This is a genomic window from Kribbella sp. NPDC055071 (genome assembly GCF_053608045.1).
Map to the genome: position 1 here is coordinate 70,991 of NZ_JBSGUS010000009.1, position 21,586 is coordinate 92,576.

The following is a 21,586-nucleotide window of genomic DNA, read 5'->3' on the forward strand; positions in this document are numbered from 1 at the left end:
CAATCGATTTCATCGCAGTGTGATGGAAATGTTGTCAATGAGACGAGTACTACCCACCCGGGCGGCGATCAGCATGCGGGCCTCGCCTGGTCCGATGACCGGACCGAGGTCGGGTGCGCGGAGGGCGAGGTAGTCGATCTGCACCGACGGGACGGCCTCGAGCTCGGCGTGCGCGGCGGCCATCACGGCGTCCGGACCGTTCATCCCGGCCTTCGCGCAAGCGGTCAACGCGCGGTAGAGCACGAGAGCCTCGTCACGCTCGGTCTCGTCGAGGTAGCGGTTGCGGGACGACAGGGCCAGCCCGTCAGGCTCGCGAACCGTCGGCACCGGCACGATGTCGACGTCCCAGTCGAGATCGCACACCATCTCGCGAATCAGCGTGATCTGCTGATAGTCCTTCTCGCCGAACAAAGCCAGGTCCGGTGCGGTCAGGTGCAGCATCTTCGCCACCACAGTCAGGACGCCGGCGAAGTGACCCGGTCGGACCGTCCCCTCGAGCTCGTCGGCCAGTGGGCCCGGATGCACGGTGATGGACGGCTCGTTCGGATAGAGCTCGTCGCGGGACGGGTTGAAGACCAGGTCGACGCCCTCGTTCTTGGCGATCGCCAGGTCACTGGCCAGCGTGCGTGGATAGCGGTCGAAGTCCTCGGCCGGTCCGAACTGCAGTGGATTCACGAAAATCGTCAGTACGACGCTGCCGTCCGGTCCGACCCGTTCACGAGCCTCGGCGAGCAATGCGGCATGCCCTTCGTGCAGGGCGCCCATCGTCATCACCACCGCCCGTGGCCGGATCGCCGCGGCCGCTCGCAGCTCCGCCTTCGTCTGGGTGAGTCTCATCGCGGTGCCTCCCCTGTCCGATCGCGCTCCAGCACCTCGCCTGCGTCCCCCGCGGGGTGCTCGCTCAGCACCTCGCCGAACCGGGCCGCCGTGTCCGGGTCCAGCCGTCCGTCCGCCGCTGCCATCTCCACGGTCGCGCGGGCCAGCTCGGCGTACGTGCTCGCCGTCCGATTCCGCAGTACCGCGAGATGTGCTGCCACCGTGTCGACATCGCCCCGGGCGATCGGCCCGGTGAGCGCATGATGACCGGATCGCAGCGTGTTGTCGAGTGTTGCGGTCAGGAGCGGCCGGAGTGTCGCGACCGGATCCGCTACGCCGGCGTCCCGCAGTACGCCGATCGCCTGCGTCAGCAACGTGGTCAAGTGGTTCGCGCCATGCACCAGACCCGCGTGATAGCGAACACGCTGCTCGTCGGCCACCCACTGCACCTGGGCTCCCAACGACTTGATGAGCCGCTCGACCAACGCCCGTGCATCGTCCGGCGCGGTCGCCGTGAACATCACCCCGTCCAGCTGGGCCACGTGCACGCCGGTGAATGTCATCGCCGGGTGCAAAGCGACCGGCACGGCAGCCACACCGGCAAGCGGTGCAAGCCCGTGCGCTCCGGACAGATGTACGACGTACTGCTCCTCGCTCAGTGGCAATGAGTGGGCCACGTCGGCGATTGCGTCATCGGGCACGGCGATCAGTACGACGTCAGCGCGGGCGGTGACCTCGTCTGGTGGCAGCACTGGCACGTGCGGAAGAAGGCCGGCGGCGCGCACGCGGGACGCGCTCGACCGAGCGCTGACTCCGACCAACCGATGCCCAGCGGCCACCAAGGCTGCTCCCAAGGCGGTCCCGGCCCGGCCGGCCCCGATCAAGCCGATCCGTTCCATCACTCAACTCTCTTCGTTCCAGTCCCGCAGGGGTACCAGACGATCTTTCAGTAAGCCTAGGCGATGAAAGGATGTCGCAGTGAACGAACGCTGGGCGGGCCGGACCGAGTTGAGCGCAATTCTGATCACAGTCCCGGAGTTGGCGCCGTACACGGATCGGTGGCGTTCGGTGTCGCGGTCGTCGGCTCGGCCGCACGTCCCGTTGAGTGAGCTGATCCCGCCGCACATCACCGTGCTGGTGCCTTGGGTCGCTGAGCCCACGGAGGCGGATGTGCAGCGGCTGACGGAGGCGGTCTCGCCGTTCAAGCCGTTCGAGCTGACCTTCCCGACCGCAGGTCAGTTTCCGAACGGGACTGCGTGGCTGAAGCCCGAGCCGTTCGGCACTGTCGTCTCGCTGCTGTTCTCGGTGTTCCAGGCCTTTCCGGAGTGCCCGCCGTACGGTGGTGAGTTCCCGGACCCCCAACCACACCTGACGATCTCGTCATCCACGCAGGGCGGTCCGGCGGTCGTGGCTGAGGCTCAGGCGCAGCTCAAGGCCACCCCAGCCCCAACTGTCGAGCTCACTGAGCTTGGGCTGTGGCGAGAGGGCGACGACGGCGTGTGGCGCCAGTTCGGCAGCGCACCGCTCGGCCACTAGCGCTACTTGGTGACCTGGAAGCCGATCGACACGATCTTCTCGCTCGGCCGCCAGTCCGTCGGTAGATCCTCGAGTGTCAGCTGGCGGACCCGCTCGACATCCGGATCGGTGAGCGCAGTGATCCGGACCGCCTGCCGGGACACCGTCTCCTCGAACAGATTCCGTACGTCGCGCCCGTTGCCGAAGGCTTCCTTCGTACGAGCGCCGTCCAGCAACCGCCCGACCCGATCCAGGACTCCGTCGGCCAGCAGGTAGCCGGCCTTGCGAGTGAGGTGGGCGAAGATCTCCTGCAGCTCCGGCAACGAGTAGTCCGGGAAGACGACCGTCGTCGGCACCCGTGACTTCAAACCGCTGTTCGCGGCGAACAACTTCTCCATCGGCTCGGTATACCCGGCCAGGACGACGACGAGATCGTCGCGATGATCCTCCATCGCCTTGATCAGCGTGGCGATCGCGTCCAGCCCGTAGTCGCTCAGATCGGCCAGGACATACGCCTCGTCGATGAACAGCACTCCGCCGAGCGCCTGGTCCACTAGCTTGCGGACAATCGGCGCGGTCTTGCCATAGCTCTCACCGACAAGCTCGTTGCCGGTGGTCTCGATCAGCTGACCCGCTCCGAGCAGACCGAGGTCGCGGTAGATCTCGGCGAGCAGCCGCGCCACGGAGGTCTTTCCGGTTCCCGGGTTGCCGACGAACATCATGTGTCGGGACCGTTCGGCCGGCGGCATCCCGGCCTTCGCCCGCAACACGTCCGCGGCAGCCTCCGCGGCGAGCCGCTCGACCGTCGCCTTCACCTCGGTCAGTCCGATCATCGAGGCGAGCTCCGCACGCGGGTTCTCATGCCGTCCCAGGTCGCCCAGACCGCCGGCGGCGACTGCGGGGATGTCGGCAAGCTCCAGACGCCGTACGTCGTCCATACTCGGCGACTCCACCGCCGCCAGCCGGACCGCCTGCTTGGTGGCGATCTGCTCCAGGTACGACCGGACCGCCCGGGCATTGCCGAACCCCGGAGCGCGCGGGATCTTCCGCAGGATCGCGAGCACGGTCTCGGAGACCTCCGGGCTCACCTCGAAACCCACGTCGGCCGCAGCCGACAGGAAGATCTGGTGCAGCTCGGTGTCGAGGAAGTCCGGGAAGTTGAGGAAGCTGCGGAACCGCGAGCGCAGTCCCGGGTTGCTGTCGAGCAGGTTGTACATCTCGTTGGGGTATCCGGCCATCACGACGACCAGATTGTCGCGGTGCGTCTCCATCAGCTTGATCAGCGTGGCGATCGCCTCGCGCCCGAAGTCGCGGCCCGATTGGTTGACCAGCGCGTACGCCTCGTCGATGAACAGGACGCCGCCCAGCGCTCGCTGCACCAGCTCGGTCACCCTCGGTCCGGTCTGGCCGATGTATTCGCCGACCAGATCGGACCGGCCGACCTCGATCAGATGACCGGACGAGAGCATGCCCAGGTCACGGTAGATCTGACCGAGCATCCGGGCGACGGTGGTCTTGCCGGTCCCCGGGTTGCCGCTGAAGACCAGGTGCCCCATGGGTTTCGGCAACCGCAGCCCGGCGTCGGCCCGGAGCTTGGCCAGCTTGGCCTCGGCAACCAGCTCGTGGACCCGGGTCTTCACCGGGCCCAGGCCGATCATCGCGTCCAACTCGGCCACTGGATCGGTGGCCACGCCAGGCTCGCCCTGCTGCTGATCAGGTCCGGCTCCGTCGGCGCCGGCCGCACTGGATCGGGACCGGTGGGCATACACGTCGCGCATCCCCCGGAGGAAGCCTCCGACCAGATGCAGCTCGCTCGACGACTTGGGCTTGTCCGGCAAACCGTTCAGGACCGCTCCGACCAGAAAATTCGCCGCGAGCCACTCCCGGGCTTCGAACGCCGCCCCGGCCTCGACCGCACGGTTGAGCCAGGCCTGCCGCCGGCGTCGCCACTCGTCCGTGTCGATCTTGGCCTTCGTCTTGTCGAGCGCTCGCTGCACTTCCGCCGTCCCGGCCGGACCCAGCACGGTGAAGGACAGACCGGCCGGCAGATCGGTGCGGCCGATCTGACGCACCAGCCCGGCGATCTCCTCGGCGAACGGTCGCTCCGACTCCGGGGTCGCGGCCGAGATCGCGTCGTACGACGTCCGCAGCCGATCCATCCCCCACACCAGCACGTCCAACGGATTGCCGGACATGTCGGGGAACGGCGCCCGCACCTCGTTGTCGGTGAACTCGTCGGACCACCGTCGCGTCAGCACACTCCGCGACTGGGTCCGGTGGGCTTCGAGAAGCTCGGGGTCGGCCAGGATGCGGTCCAGGATCGTGCTGAGCGCCGTACGCCTGGCCTCGAGGCCGGGGATGCCGGCGAGCAGGTCCATCGCCTCCCGGACGAACCTGATCACTTCCTCCTGGCCCTCACCCTTCACCAGCGCGAACGGCAGCGCGAAGGTCGCACCGGTCTCTCGCCAGTTGGTGAGGCCGTTGTCGGAGCTGATCGGCTCGAGCAGGTGGTCCTCGACGAGCAAGAGGTGCAGGTTGCGGGCGGCGCCCGTCAGAATCCCCACCGGCGGCCACAGCGTCCGGAACGCCCAGTAGAACGTGTCCACCAGGACCGGAGTGCCCTGCTTGAAGGTGGTGTTCTTCGCGGTGACCGTACTCAGGTCGGGGCGGTCGGTCAGCTCGGCGATGCGGGCCTTCGTCGCGTCCAGCCACTCCTGCGACACCACGAACGGTGGCTGCCGGCTGACGACGTCGAAGACGGCCTGCCCGGTGAAGAGGACCGCGAGCTGCTCGGGAAGGTTCGCCATGATGTCCTCATCCTAGAATCTCTTCGAGTTCATGAATGGTGCTTATGACTTTCCGGACCGCTTGGTACGACGCCCTGTACGGGCCGGACGGGTTCTACCGGCGCGAGCGACCGGCCGCACACTTCCGTACGTCGGTGCACGCGTCACCGCTGTTCGGCCAGGCGATCGCCCGACTGGCCCGTGCGGTCGCCGCTGACCAGGTGGTGGACATCGGCGCCGGATCCGGAGAGCTCGGCAAGGTCTTGCGCGATGAGGGACTCACAGTGGTCGAGATCGAGCTGGACGACGAGCTGCCTTCCACACTGAGCGGCCTGGTCATTGCCAACGAGTGGCTCGACAACGTCCCGTGCGAGCTCGTGGAGTGGGACGACGACGGCACACCGCATTATCTGTCCGCGGACCTGACGCCAGGTGACGTTGTCCAGGGCAATGACCTGGAGTGGCTGCGGCAGTGGTGGTCCGGTGAGCCTGGCGACCGGGGTGAGATCGGTCTGGCCCGGGACGAGGCGTGGGGTGAGGTAGTCGGTCGCCTAACGGACGGTGCGGTCGCGGTGGCGATCGACTACGGGCATGTGCGGGCCGGGCGTCCGCCGTACGGGACTGTGACTGGCTTTCGGGGCGGACGTGAGTGTGACCCTGTGCTGGACGGCTCGTGCGATGTGACCGCGCACGTGGCGTTGGACTCGCTGGGCGGATCGCTTGTGTCGCAGCGGGACGCCTTGCGGGCTTTGGGGGTCAGTGCGACCCGTCCGAGCCTCGAGCTGGCTCAGACGGACGCAATGCGCTACCTGGCCGAGTTGTCGTCCGCCGGCGAAGCCGCCGAGTTGCTGGACCCCTCTGGGCTCGGTGGGTTCGGCTGGGTCTGGACCGCGGTCGGCGCGGACGCCGAACGGCGTGCCTCACGCGCTCTGTCGGCCTGAGCCTGCACCAGCGCCGCAGCATCGTCCTGGTCGCGGTGCAAGGCGATCGCGTCGGTCGGTCCCAGTGGGGTGTCGACATGGACGTCAGCAAGGCGAAGGCGGCGCTGGATCGGCCCCTGCTTGAGGCGGACCGACTGAGTCTTGTGGTGCAGGACGACCGACGTACGACGATTCACCCAGCCGCGCGTGGTCACCATGACCTGGTCGTCGACGCCGTACGTCAGGTAGCGCCAGCCGATCGGACGCAGCCACTTCGCGCGTTCGGGTGCAACGTGCAGCTGGATGGCACGGAGGTCGAAGCCGGGGAGGATCTGGTTGAGGACGTACGCAACCTCTTCGCGATCGCCGACGGGGAGCAACTGCGCGCCCTCCCGCTCGTCGTCGCCGTCTTCCTTCTGGCCGGCGATGCCCGCGATGTCCAGCTCGACCCGCGCCCAGCCGAGCAGCCGCCAGATCAGCGGCTCGTTGATCAGCAGGCCCTGTACACGGCCGGGCGGAATGGTCTGTCGCTGGATGTCGAACAGGCCGCGCTTGGTCCGCAGCCCGTGGCTGGTCTCCGACAGCGTGAACCCGTGGTTGCCGACGACCTGCTTCCAGATCGGCTGCAACACACCCAGCGCGGGCACGATGCCCGCGACCAGGCCGATCTGGAAGTCGAACACCACGGCTCCGACGATCAGCCAGAACAGGGCGCCGACGCTACCGACGACTGTGGACGACAGCAGCGTCGCCCCGAGCAGCCGACCGGTCGGAACCACCAGCAGCGGCGCTGCCTCGGCCTCAGCCTGCTCCACCTGCTCGTGCTGCTCGGTCGTGGTCTCATTGCCCTTGGCCCGGACCAAGAGCGTGGTGCGCAGCCGCTGTGCCTCGTCGTATCGGAAATAGCTCAGCTTGCCGTCGCTCTTGCCACCGCCGGCCACGTCCATCCGTAGCTCGGCCATGCCGAACAGTCGCGCCACGAGCGGTTGTCCTACGTCGATCGCCTGGATCCGGTCGAACCGGATGATCCGAGTCCGGCGGAAGAGGAACCCACTGTCCACCCGGATCGCGTCGTCGGTCAGCTGCCATTTGGTGAACCACCACGACAGCGTCCCGAGCAGGATGCCGCCGATCAGGACAGCGATCAGCACGAGACCGACCAGCTTCAGGTTGTGGCGGAGGTCCGCGTCGTTCGCCAGCTGCTGAGCGCCCGCGATCGCCGCGGCGACGAACCAGCCCCAGCCCTTCACGAACGGGGTCAGCGGATGCAGCCGCGCCCCCGCCTGCTCGACGACGGCGGTCTGCCGAGAAGAGGGTCCAGGAGCCGACTCGGTCACAGGCCCCACGCCTGCGCCTGCCCGAGGGCGGAGAGCCGGTCACGCAGCCGGGCCGCCTCGTCCGGGTGCAGCCCGGGGATCTTGGCGTCCGTCGCGGGCGTCGCGGTGTGCAGCTCCACGGTCGCGATCCCGTACGCACGCTCCAGCGGTCCGGCGGCCACGTCGACGAACTGCATCCGCCCGTACGGTACGACGACCAGCTCGCGGAACAGGATGCCGTGGCTGACCATCAGCTCGTCCTCGCGTTCGGCGTACTTCCAGGACCGCTGGTTGCGGCCGATCAGGATCCAGGCCCAGGCGAAGAGGATCGCGATCACGATCACCGCGAGAACGCCGTACAGCCAGCCGAGCGTCAGCCCGAGCACGGACAGCAGCACGACCGCGGTGACGCCGGCCAGGATCGACGCGGTCACCCGGCGGACCGAGGCCAGCTGCGGCGAGACCGGCGTCCAGCTGACATCCGAGGGTGCGAAGAGGTCATCCACAGGGCCAGCCTGTCACGATAGGGGTCATGAGCGTGGAAAAGGTGGTCGGTGTCGGCGCGGGAGCGGCCGGATTCGACCCTGCCTACGAGCGGGGTGGGACCGGAGCGGGCTCCGAGCTTGCGACCTCCGACATGGTGCTCAACATCGGTCCTCAGCACCCGGCGACGCACGGCGTCCTGCGGCTGCGGCTGACGCTGGACGGCGAGCGGATCGTCGGCTGCGAGCCCATCATCGGCTACATGCACCGCGGCGCCGAGAAGCTGTTCGAGGTTCGCGACTACCGGCAGATCATCGTGCTGGCGAACCGGCACGACTGGCTGTCCGCGTTCGCCAACGAGCTCGGTGTCGTGCTCGCGGTCGAGCGGATGATGGGCCTGGAGGTCCCGGTCCGGGCTGTCTGGCTGCGCACCTTGCTGGCCGAGCTCAATCGGATCCTCAACCACCTGATGTTCCTCGGCTCGTACCCACTCGAGCTCGGCGCGATCACGCCGGTCTTCTACGCGTTCCGCGAGCGGGAGACGATCCAGGCCGGGATGGAGGAGCTGTCCGGCGGCCGGATGCACTACATGTTCAACCGGGTCGGAGGACTGAAGGAAGACCTGCCGTACGGCTGGCTCGGCCGCGCCTCCGCTGCTTCGGCCGCGGTCCGCAAACGCCTGCCCGACATCGAGAACATCATCCTGGGCAACGAGATCTTCCGCGCCCGCACGGTCGGCGTCGGCAAGCTCTCCCCCGAGCTGATCGCCCAGTACGGCGTCTCCGGCCCGATCGCCCGCGCCTCCGGCGTCGACGCGGACCTCCGCCGCGACGAGCCCTATCTCGCGTACGACGAGTTGCAGCACGACGGCGTACTCCGGATCGTCAGCCGGACCGACGGGGATTGTTTCGGGCGCTTCGCCGTACTGCTCGAGCAGGTGAAGGTCTCGCTCGACCTCGTCGACGCCTGCCTGGACAAGCTCTCCACCCTGCCGGCCGGCCCGATCAACGTCCGGCTGCCGAAGATCCTGAAGGTCCCCGAAGGCCAGACCTACGCCTGGACCGAAAGCCCCCTGGGCATCAACGGCTACTACTTGGTCTCCCGCGGCGACAAAACCCCGTGGCGCCTCAAACTCCGCTCAGCCAGCTTCAACAACATCTCGGTCCTGCCCGCCCTCCTCCCCGGCACCATGATCCCCGACATGATCGCCATCCTCGGCAGCATGTTCTTCGTCGTCGGCGACATCGACAAATAACAAGCCCCGGATCCGGCCTCCGGCGGTTAGGGGTGGGGTGGGTGGGTCAGAACGTTCTGTCTGCTACGGGTGGGCGGTGGGCGTTGTCCAGTAGGGCTTTCAGGGCGGTGGCGGCGAGGGGCTTGCCTGGGTCGTTGTGGCCGGCGGCTCGCTCCTCGGAGGTGCTGACCTTCGACATGTACGGCGTGACGTAGGCGGGCGTCTCCGCCTCGAAGCGCCAGCTCTCGGTCAACGGACCAGCGTCGACGACGTCGTACCCCAACGCGTCGATCAGGGTTGCGGCTACGGCCTTCGCGTCGGCATCGTCACCCGCGATCGGCAACGCACTCCGGTCTGCGGCATCGGTAGGCCGGGCCAAGATCGGGATCGTCTGCGCGTTGATGTTGTTGAACGCCTTGACCGTGTGGGATCGCGGCAGGTGCCGCTGCAGCAGCTCGGCCGCCGTGATCGTCTCAGCGTCAAGCTCTTCGAGCCGGCCGTCCCGGAACGGGTAGTAGTTCATCGTGTCGATCACGACCTTGCCCACCAGCGGTTCGACCGGGATCTCGGCGTACGCGAACAGCGGGATCGTGACCACGACCCAGTCCCCGGCCTCGGCTGCCTCGACGGCCGTGCCGGCCCGGACGCCCAGCTCCGCCGCTTTCTCCCGCAAGCTCTCCGGCCCGCGCGAGTTGGCGAGTACGACGTCGATCCCCGCTGCGACCGCCAGCTTGGCCAGCGCGGTCCCGATGTTCCCGCTTCCGATGATGCCCAGTGTCGCCATGCGTTCCTCCTCGAGTTAATATGTACGTTACAACCATACATATTAACTCGGACGGCGGAGATGGCGGATCTACGATTCACGACCGCGCTGCAGGCGATGCTGCTGCTGGGCAATGCCGTTCGGAAGGGCGAGCCACTGGTCAGCTCAGCGCAGTTAGGCGAGTGCCTGCGGGCCAATCCGAGCCTGATCCGTGCACTCCTCACCCCGCTGTTCCAGGCCGGGCTGATCGAGACCGTCCGCGGGCGCAACGGCGGTGTCCGGCTAGCGCGGGATGAGGCCGGGATCACCCTCTGGGATGTCTATCAGGCTTCTGGATGCGACAAACCGGTCTGGGAGTCTCGTCCGGAGGTCGGCGACCATCCCGCGGCGCTGCGGGCCAACGACTACTTCGACCGGCTGAACGACGAGGCTGCCGCCGCGATCGCCGCCGTACTCGCAGGTCAGACGCTGGCCGAAGCCCTCGACGCGGTCGTGGGTCAGAGGCCGGACTGAGCGATCAGGTCGAGGAACGGTTCGGCCAGGGCGGGGGCGGCGACGACGATGCCGCGTGAGGCTGTTGAGTGGGGAGAGCCGTCGAGGTCGAGAACCTCGAGTCCGGCCTCCCGGCAGATGGCCGCGCCGGCCATGGTGTCCCACGGTTTGTTGGAGTACAGGACCATCGCGTCCAGGAACCCGTTGGCGGCGAAGGTCAGCGCCGCGGTCGCCGCGCCGAGCATGCGCAGCCGCTGCACCCGCGGCACCAGCAGTTGGGCGAACGCGCTCCGGATCGCATTGTCCGAGGCCGCCTCGCCGACCCCGAAGTCCCCGATCGCCACGAGCGCCGAGCGAAGGTCGGTGCACTCGCTCCCACGGATCCGCTGCCCGTCCCGGAACGCGCCGAGCCCGTCGGCTCCGACGTACCTGGTCCCGAGCGCCGGGTGGTCGATCACGCCGGCCGCGGCACGGTCGTCGACGACCAACCCGAGCGAGATCGCCCACAGTGGCATGCCGTGGATGAAGTTCACCGTCCCGTCGATCGGGTCGAGCACCCACCGATCGCCTTCGGTGGCGCCGCCCTCTTCCTCGCCCTGGATGGCGATCTCCGGCGTCTCCCGGCCCAGGAACTCCCGGACGGCCCGCTCCACCGCATAGTCGACCTCGGAGGCCATGTCCCGGTCGCCCTTGAACGTGAGCTCCCCCGGGCCACGCGTATCCGTCACCGTCCGGCCACGATCGACGGCGGCTTCGGCAACCTTCAGCAGCTTCGCGAGATCCACACCCCAGAACCTACAGGGCGGCTAGGACGCGGCGAGGCCTCGCAGCTTGAGGTCCACAACTGTTGGGGCATCGGCCTGCGAATGTTTGTCGCCTGCGGCAACGACCGTGGCGACCTCTTCGTCGATCTTGTCCAGCCGGGCGTCGATCTTGTCGAGGCGGCGTTGCATCAGGTCCACGAACTCGGCGTTCTCGACCACGCGGGCGCTGGTGATGCGCGAGTACTCCTGGGCCACGTGCGCCCGCTCGTCGGAGTGGGCCAGGCGTTCGACCAGCAGCTGGTGCCGGAACAGCACCGTGGCCGCGATCGCGACCAGCACGGCGGCCACCGCGGCAGCCCTGAGAATCCAGGCGTTCTGGGTGAACAGAGCGACGCTCACACCCAGGCACACAACGATCAGCAGACCATTGGCGACGGTGAGGACGGTGGTCCTGGTTCGACGGCGGCTACCCCTTGACCCCATGGGTCGCCATGTTAGGGGGTCTCGTCGGGGTCCTCGGGAATGCGACACGCGCGTTCGAGCAACAATCCGGCCGTGACGACCAGCACCGAGACCACCGCCGCGGCACCGGCCATGATCACCCTGTTCCGCGGTCCGGACGAGCCCACCGCCTGCAGGAAGGATAACGCGAACCCTGCGTACACACCGGTACACAACGCGCCGACGAACGCGCTCGCCTTCCCGATCAGCAGCAGGAAGACCGCGCGCGACGGCTCCATCCGCTCCCGCCGGACCTGGATCCGCTGATGGGTGTTGCGGGCCGCGGCGAACAGCAGCGCGGCCAGGAATCCCCAGGCGACCAGGGTCAGCCAGGAGACCGCCGGCGCCACACCGCCGCCGGACTCGATCGCCTTGACCATGGTCACGCCGACCGCCGCACCGAGAACGCCGATCACGATCAACAGCCGGCGCGAGGTCGGCCGGACCGAGCCGGGTCGCGGCTCCTTGCCAGGCTGCCCGCCGGACCCTCTGCCTGGCTCTCTGCCCGACTCTCTGCCTGACTCTGGGCCAGGCGCCTGGCCCGGATCCGGACCGCCGGATGCCACTACTGCAGCTCGAGGTCGAGCTTGGTCACGCCGTCCGTGCCGACCTTGGCGAGCAGCTCCGTGACGGGACCGCGCCCCGGCAGCACCGCGTCGGGCTCGATGTCGAGCCACGGCGCGAGCACGAACGCACGCTCGTGCGCCCGCGGGTGCGGAACCGTCAGCTCCTCGGACTCGATCGTCTTCTGGCCGTAGGTGATCAGGTCGACGTCCAGCGTCCGCGGCGCGCCCGGCACACTGCGCTCCCGGCCGAACGCCTGCTCGATCGCGTGCGCGCGGTCCAGCAACAGGTCCACCGGCAGCGTCGTGTCAGCGAGCAGTACGACGTTCAGGTACGGACCGGACTCGTCGGGACCGCCGATCGGCTCGGTCTCGTAGATCGGCGAGACGTCGACCACCACGACATCCGGGGTGTCCCGCAGCGCATCGACCGCGCCCTGCAGGTTGGCCTCACGGTCGCCGAGATTGCTACCGAGCGACAGGATCACCTGGCGGATGGGCTTGAGGCCTCCGCTCAGGGTGTCCGCGTCGATGACGTGGGGACTTGGGGTCTCAGTCACGAGGATTCTCCGGCTCTGCGCTGCACGGTCAGGACAACGTCGTCGAACGGCACCTTGATCGGTGCCGAGGGTTTGTGGATCGTCACCGCGGTCGCGGTCACCCGCCGGTCGGCGAGGCACACGTCCGCGATGCGCTGGGCGAGGGTCTCGATCAGGTCGACCGGATCGTTCTCGATCGCGGCGTGCACCTGCTCGGCCACCACCCCGTAGTTCACGGTGTCGGCCAGGTCGTCGGAGGCCGCAGCGGACCGGGTGTCCAGCTCGAGGCGAACGTCGACGATGAACTCCTGCCCGTCGGTGCGCTCGTGCTCGAAGACGCCATGACGCCCGAAACCCCGGATACCCCGGATCTCGATCACGTCAGAGGTCGTTGCGGGACCGGTCATTCCGCCTCCTCCTGTCGGCCCCCAGACGACAGTACCGGGGAGGCATGGTGGATCCACAACCGCCAGCCGGAGGAAGTTCTGCGGAAAACGTTCGTGGCCAGCGCCTTGCCACCCGCGAATCCCTCTTCGGGCGCACCCTCACCCGACGACAGGACATTCTCCGTACACGTGACGTATGCCACGTCTTCATCCACACGGACCTGCACATCGGTCAGGAAGAACTGGATGTACGGCGTGTTCGCGAAGATCATCGCCCAGGCCCGCATCATCTCGGCGTACCCGGAGATCGCCGCGTTGCCCGGATGGATGCAGACCGGGTCGGGCTCCGGCAGCCAGACCGCCGCCATCAGATCCAGGTCACCGGCCTCGAAGGCGTTGTAGAACGCGGTGTTCGCGATCAGCACGACGTCCTCGACCGTGGCGTGACCCGTCATACCTCTCCCCATCTCTTCGCCACCCGGACCGCGTCCGCATGGGGCGCCACCGCGTGGGCCCGGACACACCAGGCTCCCGCCGCGGCGGCCAGGGCGGATACGGCCGCGCTCGCGTCATCTCGTCGTACGGCCGGCCTGGGTTCACCGGTCTGCTCGTCGGCGAGCAGCCTACCGAGGAACGTCTTCCGGGACGCACCGATCAACAACGGCCGTTCCAGTACGGCGAATTCCCGCAACCTGCGCAGGATCTCCCAGTTGTGGCCGGCGTTCTTCGCGAAACCGAGTCCTGGGTCGATCGCGACCTTCTGCAGATCCACACCGGCAGCGCTGATCGCCTCGAGGCGTGCACCGAGCTCGGCGATCACCTCGGCGACCACGTCGTCGTACTCGGCCCTGTTCTGCATGTCGATCGAGTGTCCGCGCCAGTGCATGCACAGATACGGCGTACGGCGTTCTGCCACGAGCGCAAGCATGTCCGGATCGGCCTGGCCGCCGGAGACGTCGTTGATCATCGTCGCGCCGGCGTCGAGGGCGAGCTCGGCGACGCCGGACCGCATGGTGTCGACCGAGATCAGCGCGCCTTCGGCGGCGAGCGTCTCGATCACCGGGAGAACGCGGCGGATCTCCTCCGCGGGCGCGGGCCGCTCGGCACCCGGCCGCGTCGACTCCCCGCCGACGTCGAGCAAATCGGCGCCCTCGGCCAGCAGTTCACGCCCGTGTTTGATCGCCGCGGACGGCTCGAACCACTCACCACCATCGGAGAACGAGTCCGGAGTCACGTTGACAACACCCATCACGAGACACCGATCCAGCACCGGCAGCCCGTCCACGTGACCCCACGCCCCAACATTCACCCGACCACCGTAGTGGCCCCCACCCCCAACCCACCCCCTGCCCCAACCAACCCGCCACTCACCGCCCGACCGGACAACCCCGATTTGCCTGGCCGCCCCACCAAATCGGGGGTGTGTGACCCACGTCCCGGGTCACAAACCCCTAACTGCATGGGTGGACCAGCCAAATTGGTGGGTCAGCCAACCAAATCGGCGAGGTGGGCTGGGAGTGTGCGGGGAGGGAGGGGATCAGTTGCTGAGGATGAGGCGGGAGCCGGTGCCTTGGAGGGCTTCGGCGATGGGCTGGGCGTAGGACTCGTTGGTCTGACCGGACTTCTCCAGGCACTGGCCGTTGATGAGCGCCGCACCACTGGTGATGCCCTCGGCGTAGTTGCCGGTCATGTTGGCGCCACCGGAGTCACCGGCCTCGACACACGCGGTGTGCTGGAACAGCCCGCGGACGATCCGGTTGTTGCCGTAGTTGACCGTCACATTCCGGGCGACGATCTTCCCGCAGGTCCAGCCGGTGCTCTTGCCCGACTTGCACAGCTCGGAACCAACCGTCTGGTTCGCAAGCCCCTTGACCGCGATGTTCCCGGCTCCCCAACCCTCGACATACCCCTGCTGGTCCCAGCCCTCGATCACACCGACCGCCCCGAAGTCGTGACCCGGGAAGCTCGAACTGTAGGTGTTGCCGAGCACATAACCGTTCCGGGAGAACGACGGCTTGCCCGCCGTGCAATGTCCGGCGGTGAGGAAGATCGGGTTGCCCTTGGTGGTCCGCGCGTTGAAGCCGAGCGAGCAGATGTATCCGGTGTTCTTGTCGACCTGGACTCCGCCGCGCAGGCTGAAGTCGTCAGCGGTCGTCGTCACCCTGCCCACGACCCTGCGGACGCTCACCTTGTCGCCCTTGGCCTCGGCGCGGGCCAGGAACCGCCGGGTGATCGAGTCGTCGGCCCCCCTGGGCACAGAGACGACCACAGTGCCCGAGACGGGATCGACGTACCAGGACCGGACCTTGCCGGCGCTGGAGTCCTTGGCCAGGTTGTTCAGCTCGTCCTGTACGGCGTTCAGCTGGCTGATCGTGAAGCGGACCAGTCGCGGGATCGCGCCGGCCTGGCGGACCAGCTCAGCGGCCGCAGAGTCCGACACCGAGACGACCAGGGCACCGGAGTCGTCGTAGTAGCTCCCGACCACACCCGCATCCGATCCGAGCCGCGTCTCCAGCGCCTCTGCGACCAGTGGCGACCGCCCGGTCACCTTCCCAACCGCTCCGGACTGCTGCCCAGTCGTCTGCTGGCCAGTTGATTTCTGGCCAGTGGCCTTCTGCTGGGTCGTCTTGGTCCGCGTGTCCGCGGTGGCCCAATTGGCCGCTACCAAACCACCGGTCGTCAGCACGACGACCCCGGCTAGTGCGGCTCCGACCCGGAAACGCCCCGACATCCCTGTCCTCCTCACGTCGGCGCTCGGTCCCCGTCGACCGACCACCACTACGGAAAGTAAACGCTCAGCGACAGAATGTCCACAGTTGTTTTCTCTCAAACGTCAACGACGTCACCAGGCCCGGGGCTACGGCCAGGGTGTGTCTAACCCACGATCAGGCTCATCGCCTCCGCGCGGGTCGCCGGATTCCGGAGCTGACCCCGGACCGTGGAAGTGATGGTCCGGGCGCCCGGTTTGCGGACGCCACGCATGGTCATGCAGAGGTGTTCGCACTCGATCACGACGATCACGCCGCGAGGTTCGAGCAGCTCGACCAGCGAATCCGCGACCTGAGTGGTCAATCGTTCCTGGACCTGCGGCCGTTTCGCGTACACGTCGACCAGCCTGGCCAGCTTCGACAGCCCGGTGATCCGGCCGTCCCGGCTGGGGATGTACCCGACGTGCGCGACCCCGGTGAACGGGACCAGATGGTGCTCACACAGGCTCCAGACCTCGATGTCCTTCACCAGGACCATCTCGTCGTGCCCGATGTCGAACGTCGAGGTGAGGACGTCCTCGGCCCGCTGCCCCAGTCCCCCGGCCATTTCGGCGTACGCACGGGCCACGCGAGCCGGAGTGTCCCGCAGCCCGTCGCGGTCGGGGTCCTCCCCGATAGCGATCAGCAGCTCGCGGACGGCCCGCTCAGCCCGCGCGTAGTCGAAGTTCGGCGACGTCATCTCGCCACTGTAGGAGACCACTTACCAAAAGCGCCGCCACCCGGGTGGGGTGGCGGCGCTTCGGTCAGCGTCAGTCGTTCGTCAGTCGTTCGAGGCGGGCGGCGTCGGGCCGCTGCCGTAGTTCGGCGGCTTGATGGACTCGTCCGGGCCGACCACGCCGCCCGGCAGTACGTCCTGGAGCGACCCGTTCTGCTCGGCCCGCGTCGGCACCGGCATCACCGGCGGCTGGTCCGACGGCACCCGGGTGGACGAACCCGTCCAGGCCGGCCGCCGGTCCCGCATGATCACGGGCTCGAAGATCCGGGCGATCTGGTTCTTGTCCAGGGTCTCCTTCTCCAGGAGCTCCTCGACCAAGTGATCCAGCACCACGCGGTTGTCGACCAGGATGTCGAAGGCCTCCTGGTGCGCGTTCAGGATCAGCTTGCCGACCTCCTCGTCGACCGCGGCCGCGATCTCCTCGGAGTAGTTCCGCTGGCTGCCGAAGTCACGGCCCAGGAACGGCTCGCTGCCGTCCGAGCCGAACTTGATCGCGCCCAGCCGCTCGGTCATGCCGTACTGCGTGACCATCGCCCGGGCCAGCGCCGACGCCTTCTCGATGTCGTTGCTCGCACCCGTGGTCGGGTCGTGGAAGACCATCTCCTCGGCGGCGCGGCCACCGAGCATGTAGGCCAGCTTGTCCAGCATCTCCGACCGGGTGGTCGAGTACTTGTCCTCGTCCGGCATCACCATCGTGTAGCCGAGCGCCCGGCCACGCGGCAGGATCGTCACCTTCTGCACCGGGTCGGAGTGCGGCAGCGCGGCCGCGACCAGGGCGTGGCCGCCCTCGTGGTACGCGGTGAGCACCTTCTCCTTGTCCGACATCAGCCGGGTCCGGCGCTGCGGGCCGGCGATGACGCGGTCGATCGCCTCGTCGAGCATGTGGTTGTCGATCATCTGCAGGTTCGACCGGGCGGTCAGCAGGGCCGCCTCGTTCAGCACGTTGGCCAGGTCGGCACCGGTGAAGCCCGGCGTACGACGGGCCACGGCGCGCAGGTCGACGTCCTGGGACATCGGCTTGCCGCGGGCGTGCACCTTCAGGATCTGCTCGCGACCCGGCAGGTCCGGCGCGTCGACCGCGATCTGCCGGTCGAAGCGGCCCGGCCGCAGCAGGGCGGGGTCGAGCACGTCGGGCCGGTTGGTGGCGGCGATCAGGATGACACCGCCGCGAACGTCGAAGCCGTCCATCTCGACCAGCAGCTGGTTCAGCGTCTGCTCGCGCTCGTCGTGACCACCGCCGAGGCCCGCACCACGGTGGCGGCCGACGGCGTCGATCTCGTCGATGAACACGATCGCCGGGGCATTCGTCTTGGCCTGCTCGAACAGGTCCCGGACCCGGGAGGCACCGACACCGACGAACATCTCGACGAAGTCCGAACCGGAGATCGAGTAGAACGGCACACCGGCCTCACCGGCGACCGCACGGGCCAGCAGGGTCTTACCGGTACCGGGCTGGCCGTAGAGCAGGACGCCCTTCGGGATCTTCGCCCCGACCGCCTGGAACTTGCCCGGCTCCTGCAGAAACTCCTTGATCTCGCCGAGCTCCTCGATCGCCTCGTCGCACCCGGCGACATCGGCGAACGTCGTCTTCGGCGTGTCCTTGGTGATCAGCTTGGCCTTGGACTTCGCGAAGCTCATCACCCGCGATCCACCGCCTTGCATGGAATTCATCAAGAAGATGAACACGACCGCGATCAGCAGGAACGGGATCAGCGTCGAGAAGACCTGCCCGATGAAGCTGGGCTTGGGGTTCTGGACGTCGTACCGCTCGATCTTGCCGCTCTGGAAGAGGTCCTGCAGGGAGGTGCCGAGGGTGTTGCCCTGGCCGTCCACCCAATTCGCCCGGACCTTGGTCCCGTCGGTTTTCTCGATCCGGATCTCTTGGTCGGGGTCGATCAGCGTGACCGTCTTGATGACCTTCTCACCGGCCGGCGCGTCCGTCGCTTGCTTGATCAGCTGGACGACCTGGCCGGTGGGCTCGGTCTTGTACCCGGTCGAGCCGGTCAGGAGCTGTCCGATCACCAGTACGCCCAGGAAGGCGATGACAATCCAGAACAGGGGTCCGCGGAAGATGCGCTTCACGTCCATGATCGAGGCCTACGCCCCGTCCCTCCTAGCTCGGCAGGCCCGGGAATGCGGGCTTGAGACGGTAACACCAGTCCAAGTGTCTCGTGTCGCACAAGACAACACAGCACGAGGGTCACGAATGGACGGTACGACCCGTTGTACAGGCTGTCACCAAGTCTGCCCGAAGGTCCGGATCACAGAGGTCTTAGGAGTAGACGTGTGGCGCCAGCGTGGCTACGCAGCGCAGGTTGCGGTACTTCTCCGCGTAGTCGAGCCCGTAGCCGACCACGAACTCGTCCGGCAGGTCGAGCCCGACGTACTTCACCGGGACCCGCATCTTGGCCGCGCCCGGCTTCACGAACGCCGTGCAGAGCTCCAGCGAGGCGGGCATCCGTGACTCCAGGTTGCTGACCAGCCAGCTCAGCGTGAGCCCGGTGTCGATGATGTCCTCGACGATCAGCACGTGCCGGTTGGTGATGTCGGTGTCCAGGTCCTTCTGGATCCGGACCACGCCCGACGACTTGGTGCCCGAGCCGTACGACGAGATGGCCATCCAGTCCATCTCGACGTGCCGGCTGAACATCCTGGCCAGGTCGGCCATCACCATCACCGCACCCCGCAGCACGCCGACCAGCAGGAGGTCCTTGCCCTCGTAGTCCTGCTCGATCCGCCCGGCCAGCTCCTGCAGCTTCGCCAGGATCTGGTCCTCGGTGTAATGGACCTTGGTCAAGTCCTTCTCGATGTCCGCGGCATCCACGTGCTCAGCCTGACACATCAGAGCCGAAGACGATGCATTCGCCTCGGCGTGCGGCTCGGATCCCTTGTGGTAGGTCGATCCAGCGCTGGCCGCGCCAGTCCGTCACCAGCGCGTCGACGGCGGCGATGTGTCCGGCGGTCAGGTCGGTGGCCCGGCAGCCCGCCTCCAGCGCGGCCTGCCGCAGGACCCTGGTCCGTACGGCGTCAGGCTCGGCCTCGACCATCCCGATGTCACAGAGCACGTCGTCCTCGGTACGACGGAGCGCGGTCTCGGCGAGGTCCGCAGCGAGCATGTCGAGCGCATCCGCGTCCGCCCGCAGCAATCCCGCCGTACGGGCCAGTGCTTCGACCACTCCGGGGCCGAGCGCCTCTTCGAGCACCGGGATCACCTCATGCCGCACGCGGACCCGCGTGTACTGCGGGTCGTCGTTGTGTGGGTCGTGCCACGGCCGGAGCCCCGAGGCGATGCAGGCGGCGGCTGTGGTGGCGCGCGGGGTTTCCAGAAAGGGACGTCGGAGGAGTCCGGCCACGGGAGCCATCCCGGCCAGCGACCGAGCCCCTGAACCGCGCCCGAGCCCGAGCAGAACAGTCTCGGCCTGGTCGTCCCGAGTGTGCGCCAGCAGTACGACGTCCGCCCCGAGCTCATCGGCTGCGTCGCGGAGAGCGTCGTACCGGGCTGATCGGGCAGCGCCTTCCGGACCGCCTTCGGAGCCAACCTCAACGGCGCGCACCAGGACCGGATCGAGTCCGAGCTTCCGGCACTGCACTGCAGCCGTCTCCGCGACTTGCGCGGACTCAGCCTGCAGACCGTGGTCGACGATGACCGCACCGGCTCGCAGGCCCAGCTTGGGCGCTTCGAACGCGGTCGCCGCGGCCAGTGCGAGCGAATCCGTGCCACCCGAGCAGGCGACCAGGACAGTCGTACCTTTCGGCAGCTCGGTGAGCATGCCGCGGACCGCCTCGCGCGTCCGCGCGACAGCAGGGTGCAGCTTGCCTCTCCGGTCCTCCACGAGCTCGTCCGCGGTGCGCTTGGTCGGCTGCTCCACCTCGGCAGCCTGGCCCGCAGCCTCAGCCATGGAGTCGGGCGACCCAGGCATCCGGGTTGGCGATCTCGTTCTTGGTCGGCAACGTGTTCGGCCCGGTCCACACCCGGTTGAACCCGTCCATGCCGACCTGGTCCACGACGCGGCGGACGAACGCGGCGCCGTCCTTGTACTGCCGCAGCTTCGCGTCCAGTCCGAGCAAACGCTTGAGCAGCTGGTCCACCGGGTTGCCGCTCTGACGCCGTGAGGTGAACTTGGACCGGATGTGCTCCACCGACGGAATCACCGACGGCCCGACCCCGTCCATCACGAAGTCCGCATGGCCCTCCAGCAACGACATCACCGCGGTCAGCCGGTCGAGCACCGCGCGCTGCTCCGGCGACTGCATCAGGTCCATCAGGCTCAGCTCGACCTCACCGCGCACCGACCGGCCCAGCCGCTGCACCGCCTCGCGGAACATGGCCGCGTACGCCGAAGCGTCCAGCTCGGCCTGGTCCAGGAAGAGCGCGATCTCCGACCGCAGGTGGTCGCGCAACCACGGGACGGCGGTGAACTGCACGCGGTGCGTCTCCTCGTGCAGGCAGACCCACAACCTGAAGTCCCGCGGTACGACGCCCAGCTCGGACTCGACCTGCATCACGTTCGGCGCCACCAGCAGGAGCCGGCCGGTCAGGCCAGGGCGATCCGGGTCCGGCTCAGCCGGGTAGAACGGGTCGAACTGACCCAGCACGCGAGAAGACAGGAAAGCGAGCAGTGCGCCGGCCTCGATCGCCGTCACGCGTGAACCGACTGCCGACGACAGCCCAGCGGTCCGCTCTGCCTTCTCCCGCAGCTTGTCGGCGAGCGGCTGCAGCACGGTCCGGAAGCCGTCCGCGTTCGCCTGCACCCAACCGGGCCGGTCCACGATCACCACCGGCGCTGTGGCCGAGGTGGCCTGCAGTCCGGTGAACTCTCGTACGTGCTGCTCGGAGTCCGCGGCGAACTGCCGCAGCTCAGCCACCACCTGGTCAGCCTCGGAGCGGCTGACCGCGGGGCCGGGGCGCAGCAACTTCCGCGCCACTCCGGTCGCCAGCTGCCAGTCGACCATCTCGGTCATGACTCGGCCTTCAGTCCCACCGTCCGCCGTACTCATATCCCGACCCTAGTCGCATGTCACAAC

The 21,586-nt window shown here is 67.9% G+C and carries 22 protein-coding genes and 1 pseudogene; 4 read left to right on the forward strand and 19 right to left on the reverse strand.

Annotated features, from left to right (window positions below; all coding sequences use genetic code 11):
* Nucleotides 1-9: 9 nt before the first annotated feature.
* On the reverse strand, nucleotides 10-837 hold the full coding sequence (gene panC / locus ACWF4Z_RS16770) for a pantoate--beta-alanine ligase (RefSeq protein WP_452243944.1): 828 nt from the start codon (nucleotides 835-837) through the stop codon (nucleotides 10-12).
* Nucleotides 834-1,715, reverse strand: a complete 882-nt coding sequence (locus ACWF4Z_RS16775; protein WP_452243945.1) for a Rossmann-like and DUF2520 domain-containing protein — start codon at nucleotides 1,713-1,715, stop codon at nucleotides 834-836. Before ACWF4Z_RS16775 ends, panC begins: the two co-directional genes overlap by 4 nt.
* A gap of 79 nt (nucleotides 1,716-1,794) precedes the next feature.
* Here ACWF4Z_RS16775 and ACWF4Z_RS16780 point away from each other — a divergent pair, with 79 nt between their 5' ends.
* A complete protein-coding gene (locus ACWF4Z_RS16780) occupies nucleotides 1,795-2,352 on the forward strand; it encodes a 2'-5' RNA ligase family protein (RefSeq protein ID WP_452243946.1) in 558 nt (185 codons plus the stop codon).
* A gap of 2 nt (nucleotides 2,353-2,354) precedes the next feature.
* Here ACWF4Z_RS16780 and ACWF4Z_RS16785 read toward each other — a convergent pair whose 3' ends face one another.
* Nucleotides 2,355-5,138, reverse strand: a complete 2,784-nt coding sequence (locus ACWF4Z_RS16785) for an AAA family ATPase (RefSeq protein ID WP_452243947.1) — start codon at nucleotides 5,136-5,138, stop codon at nucleotides 2,355-2,357.
* A 44-nt stretch (nucleotides 5,139-5,182) separates the two neighbouring features.
* Here ACWF4Z_RS16785 and ACWF4Z_RS16790 point away from each other — a divergent pair.
* Nucleotides 5,183-5,815 (forward strand): annotated as a pseudogene (locus tag ACWF4Z_RS16790) (SAM-dependent methyltransferase); the annotation flags it as partial.
* A gap of 107 nt (nucleotides 5,816-5,922) precedes the next feature.
* Here ACWF4Z_RS16790 and ACWF4Z_RS16795 read toward each other — a convergent pair.
* Both ACWF4Z_RS16795 and ACWF4Z_RS16800 read right to left on the reverse strand, forming a co-directional pair.
* The gene (locus tag ACWF4Z_RS16795) at nucleotides 5,923-7,374 is read right to left on the reverse strand and encodes a PH domain-containing protein (RefSeq protein ID WP_452243948.1); all 1,452 of its coding nucleotides are present in this window, start codon (nucleotides 7,372-7,374) and stop codon (nucleotides 5,923-5,925) included.
* Entirely contained in the window at nucleotides 7,371-7,859 is a 489-nt protein-coding gene (locus ACWF4Z_RS16800) for a PH domain-containing protein (RefSeq protein WP_452243949.1), read from the reverse strand. The genes ACWF4Z_RS16795 and ACWF4Z_RS16800 overlap by 4 nt, the downstream gene beginning before the upstream one ends.
* Before the next feature lie 26 nt (nucleotides 7,860-7,885).
* On the opposite strand from ACWF4Z_RS16800, the gene ACWF4Z_RS16805 reads away from it, so the two are divergent.
* Nucleotides 7,886-9,091, forward strand: a complete 1,206-nt coding sequence (locus ACWF4Z_RS16805; RefSeq protein ID WP_452243950.1) for an NADH-quinone oxidoreductase subunit D — start codon at nucleotides 7,886-7,888, stop codon at nucleotides 9,089-9,091.
* A 46-nt stretch (nucleotides 9,092-9,137) separates the two neighbouring features.
* Here the strand turns inward: ACWF4Z_RS16805 and ACWF4Z_RS16810 are convergent, their stop codons facing one another.
* Nucleotides 9,138-9,854 carry an NADPH-dependent F420 reductase gene (locus ACWF4Z_RS16810; RefSeq protein ID WP_452243951.1) on the reverse strand — a complete coding sequence of 239 codons (717 nt, stop codon included), beginning with the start codon at nucleotides 9,852-9,854 and terminating at the stop codon, nucleotides 9,138-9,140.
* A gap of 60 nt (nucleotides 9,855-9,914) precedes the next feature.
* Here ACWF4Z_RS16810 and ACWF4Z_RS16815 point away from each other — a divergent pair, with 60 nt between their 5' ends.
* Complete coding sequence (locus tag ACWF4Z_RS16815) at nucleotides 9,915-10,346, forward strand: Rrf2 family transcriptional regulator (RefSeq protein ID WP_452243952.1); 432 nt, start codon at nucleotides 9,915-9,917, stop codon at nucleotides 10,344-10,346.
* Here the strand turns inward: ACWF4Z_RS16815 and ACWF4Z_RS16820 are convergent.
* The 13 genes from ACWF4Z_RS16820 to ACWF4Z_RS16880 all read right to left on the reverse strand — a co-directional run bounded on the left by ACWF4Z_RS16820 (nucleotide 10,331) and on the right by ACWF4Z_RS16880 (nucleotide 21,559).
* On the reverse strand, nucleotides 10,331-11,110 hold the full coding sequence (locus tag ACWF4Z_RS16820) for an inositol monophosphatase family protein (protein ID WP_452243953.1): 780 nt from the start codon (nucleotides 11,108-11,110) through the stop codon (nucleotides 10,331-10,333). The genes ACWF4Z_RS16815 and ACWF4Z_RS16820 overlap by 16 nt on opposite strands.
* A 21-nt stretch (nucleotides 11,111-11,131) precedes the next feature.
* Nucleotides 11,132-11,488, reverse strand: a complete 357-nt coding sequence (locus tag ACWF4Z_RS16825; RefSeq protein ID WP_452243954.1) for a hypothetical protein — start codon at nucleotides 11,486-11,488, stop codon at nucleotides 11,132-11,134.
* Nucleotides 11,489-11,583: 95 nt separating this feature from the next.
* Nucleotides 11,584-12,006 carry a DUF3180 domain-containing protein gene (locus ACWF4Z_RS16830; RefSeq protein WP_452243955.1) on the reverse strand — a complete coding sequence of 141 codons (423 nt, stop codon included), beginning with the start codon at nucleotides 12,004-12,006 and terminating at the stop codon, nucleotides 11,584-11,586.
* A 149-nt stretch (nucleotides 12,007-12,155) separates the two neighbouring features.
* Nucleotides 12,156-12,713, reverse strand: coding sequence for a 2-amino-4-hydroxy-6-hydroxymethyldihydropteridine diphosphokinase (folK, locus tag ACWF4Z_RS16835; protein ID WP_452243956.1), 558 nt, complete (start codon nucleotides 12,711-12,713; stop codon nucleotides 12,156-12,158).
* On the reverse strand, nucleotides 12,710-13,099 hold the full coding sequence (folB, locus tag ACWF4Z_RS16840; protein ID WP_452243957.1) for a dihydroneopterin aldolase: 390 nt from the start codon (nucleotides 13,097-13,099) through the stop codon (nucleotides 12,710-12,712). The genes folK and folB overlap by 4 nt, the downstream gene beginning before the upstream one ends.
* Nucleotides 13,096-13,533, reverse strand: coding sequence for a nuclear transport factor 2 family protein (locus ACWF4Z_RS16845; protein ID WP_452243958.1), 438 nt, complete (start codon nucleotides 13,531-13,533; stop codon nucleotides 13,096-13,098). Before ACWF4Z_RS16845 ends, folB begins: the two co-directional genes overlap by 4 nt.
* Nucleotides 13,530-14,327, reverse strand: coding sequence for a dihydropteroate synthase (gene folP / locus ACWF4Z_RS16850; RefSeq protein WP_452244148.1), 798 nt, complete (start codon nucleotides 14,325-14,327; stop codon nucleotides 13,530-13,532). The genes ACWF4Z_RS16845 and folP overlap by 4 nt, the downstream gene beginning before the upstream one ends.
* Nucleotides 14,328-14,615: 288 nt before the next feature.
* Nucleotides 14,616-15,809: a S1 family peptidase gene (locus tag ACWF4Z_RS16855; RefSeq protein WP_452243959.1), complete on the reverse strand. Its 1,194-nt coding sequence runs from the start codon at nucleotides 15,807-15,809 to the stop codon at nucleotides 14,616-14,618.
* Nucleotides 15,810-15,952: 143 nt separating this feature from the next.
* Nucleotides 15,953-16,525: a GTP cyclohydrolase I FolE gene (gene folE / locus ACWF4Z_RS16860; protein WP_452243960.1), complete on the reverse strand. Its 573-nt coding sequence runs from the start codon at nucleotides 16,523-16,525 to the stop codon at nucleotides 15,953-15,955.
* Between the two features lie 81 nt (nucleotides 16,526-16,606).
* Nucleotides 16,607-18,649 carry an ATP-dependent zinc metalloprotease FtsH gene (gene ftsH, locus ACWF4Z_RS16865; protein ID WP_452243961.1) on the reverse strand — a complete coding sequence of 681 codons (2,043 nt, stop codon included), beginning with the start codon at nucleotides 18,647-18,649 and terminating at the stop codon, nucleotides 16,607-16,609.
* A 184-nt stretch (nucleotides 18,650-18,833) separates the two neighbouring features.
* The gene (hpt, locus tag ACWF4Z_RS16870; RefSeq protein ID WP_452243962.1) at nucleotides 18,834-19,385 is read right to left on the reverse strand and encodes a hypoxanthine phosphoribosyltransferase; all 552 of its coding nucleotides are present in this window, start codon (nucleotides 19,383-19,385) and stop codon (nucleotides 18,834-18,836) included.
* 4 nt (nucleotides 19,386-19,389) lie between these two features.
* Nucleotides 19,390-20,460 carry a tRNA lysidine(34) synthetase TilS gene (tilS, locus tag ACWF4Z_RS16875; protein ID WP_452243963.1) on the reverse strand — a complete coding sequence of 357 codons (1,071 nt, stop codon included), beginning with the start codon at nucleotides 20,458-20,460 and terminating at the stop codon, nucleotides 19,390-19,392.
* Nucleotides 20,453-21,559 carry a zinc-dependent metalloprotease gene (locus ACWF4Z_RS16880; RefSeq protein WP_452243964.1) on the reverse strand — a complete coding sequence of 369 codons (1,107 nt, stop codon included), beginning with the start codon at nucleotides 21,557-21,559 and terminating at the stop codon, nucleotides 20,453-20,455. Before ACWF4Z_RS16880 ends, tilS begins: the two co-directional genes overlap by 8 nt.
* Between the last annotated feature and the right edge of the window lie 27 nt (nucleotides 21,560-21,586).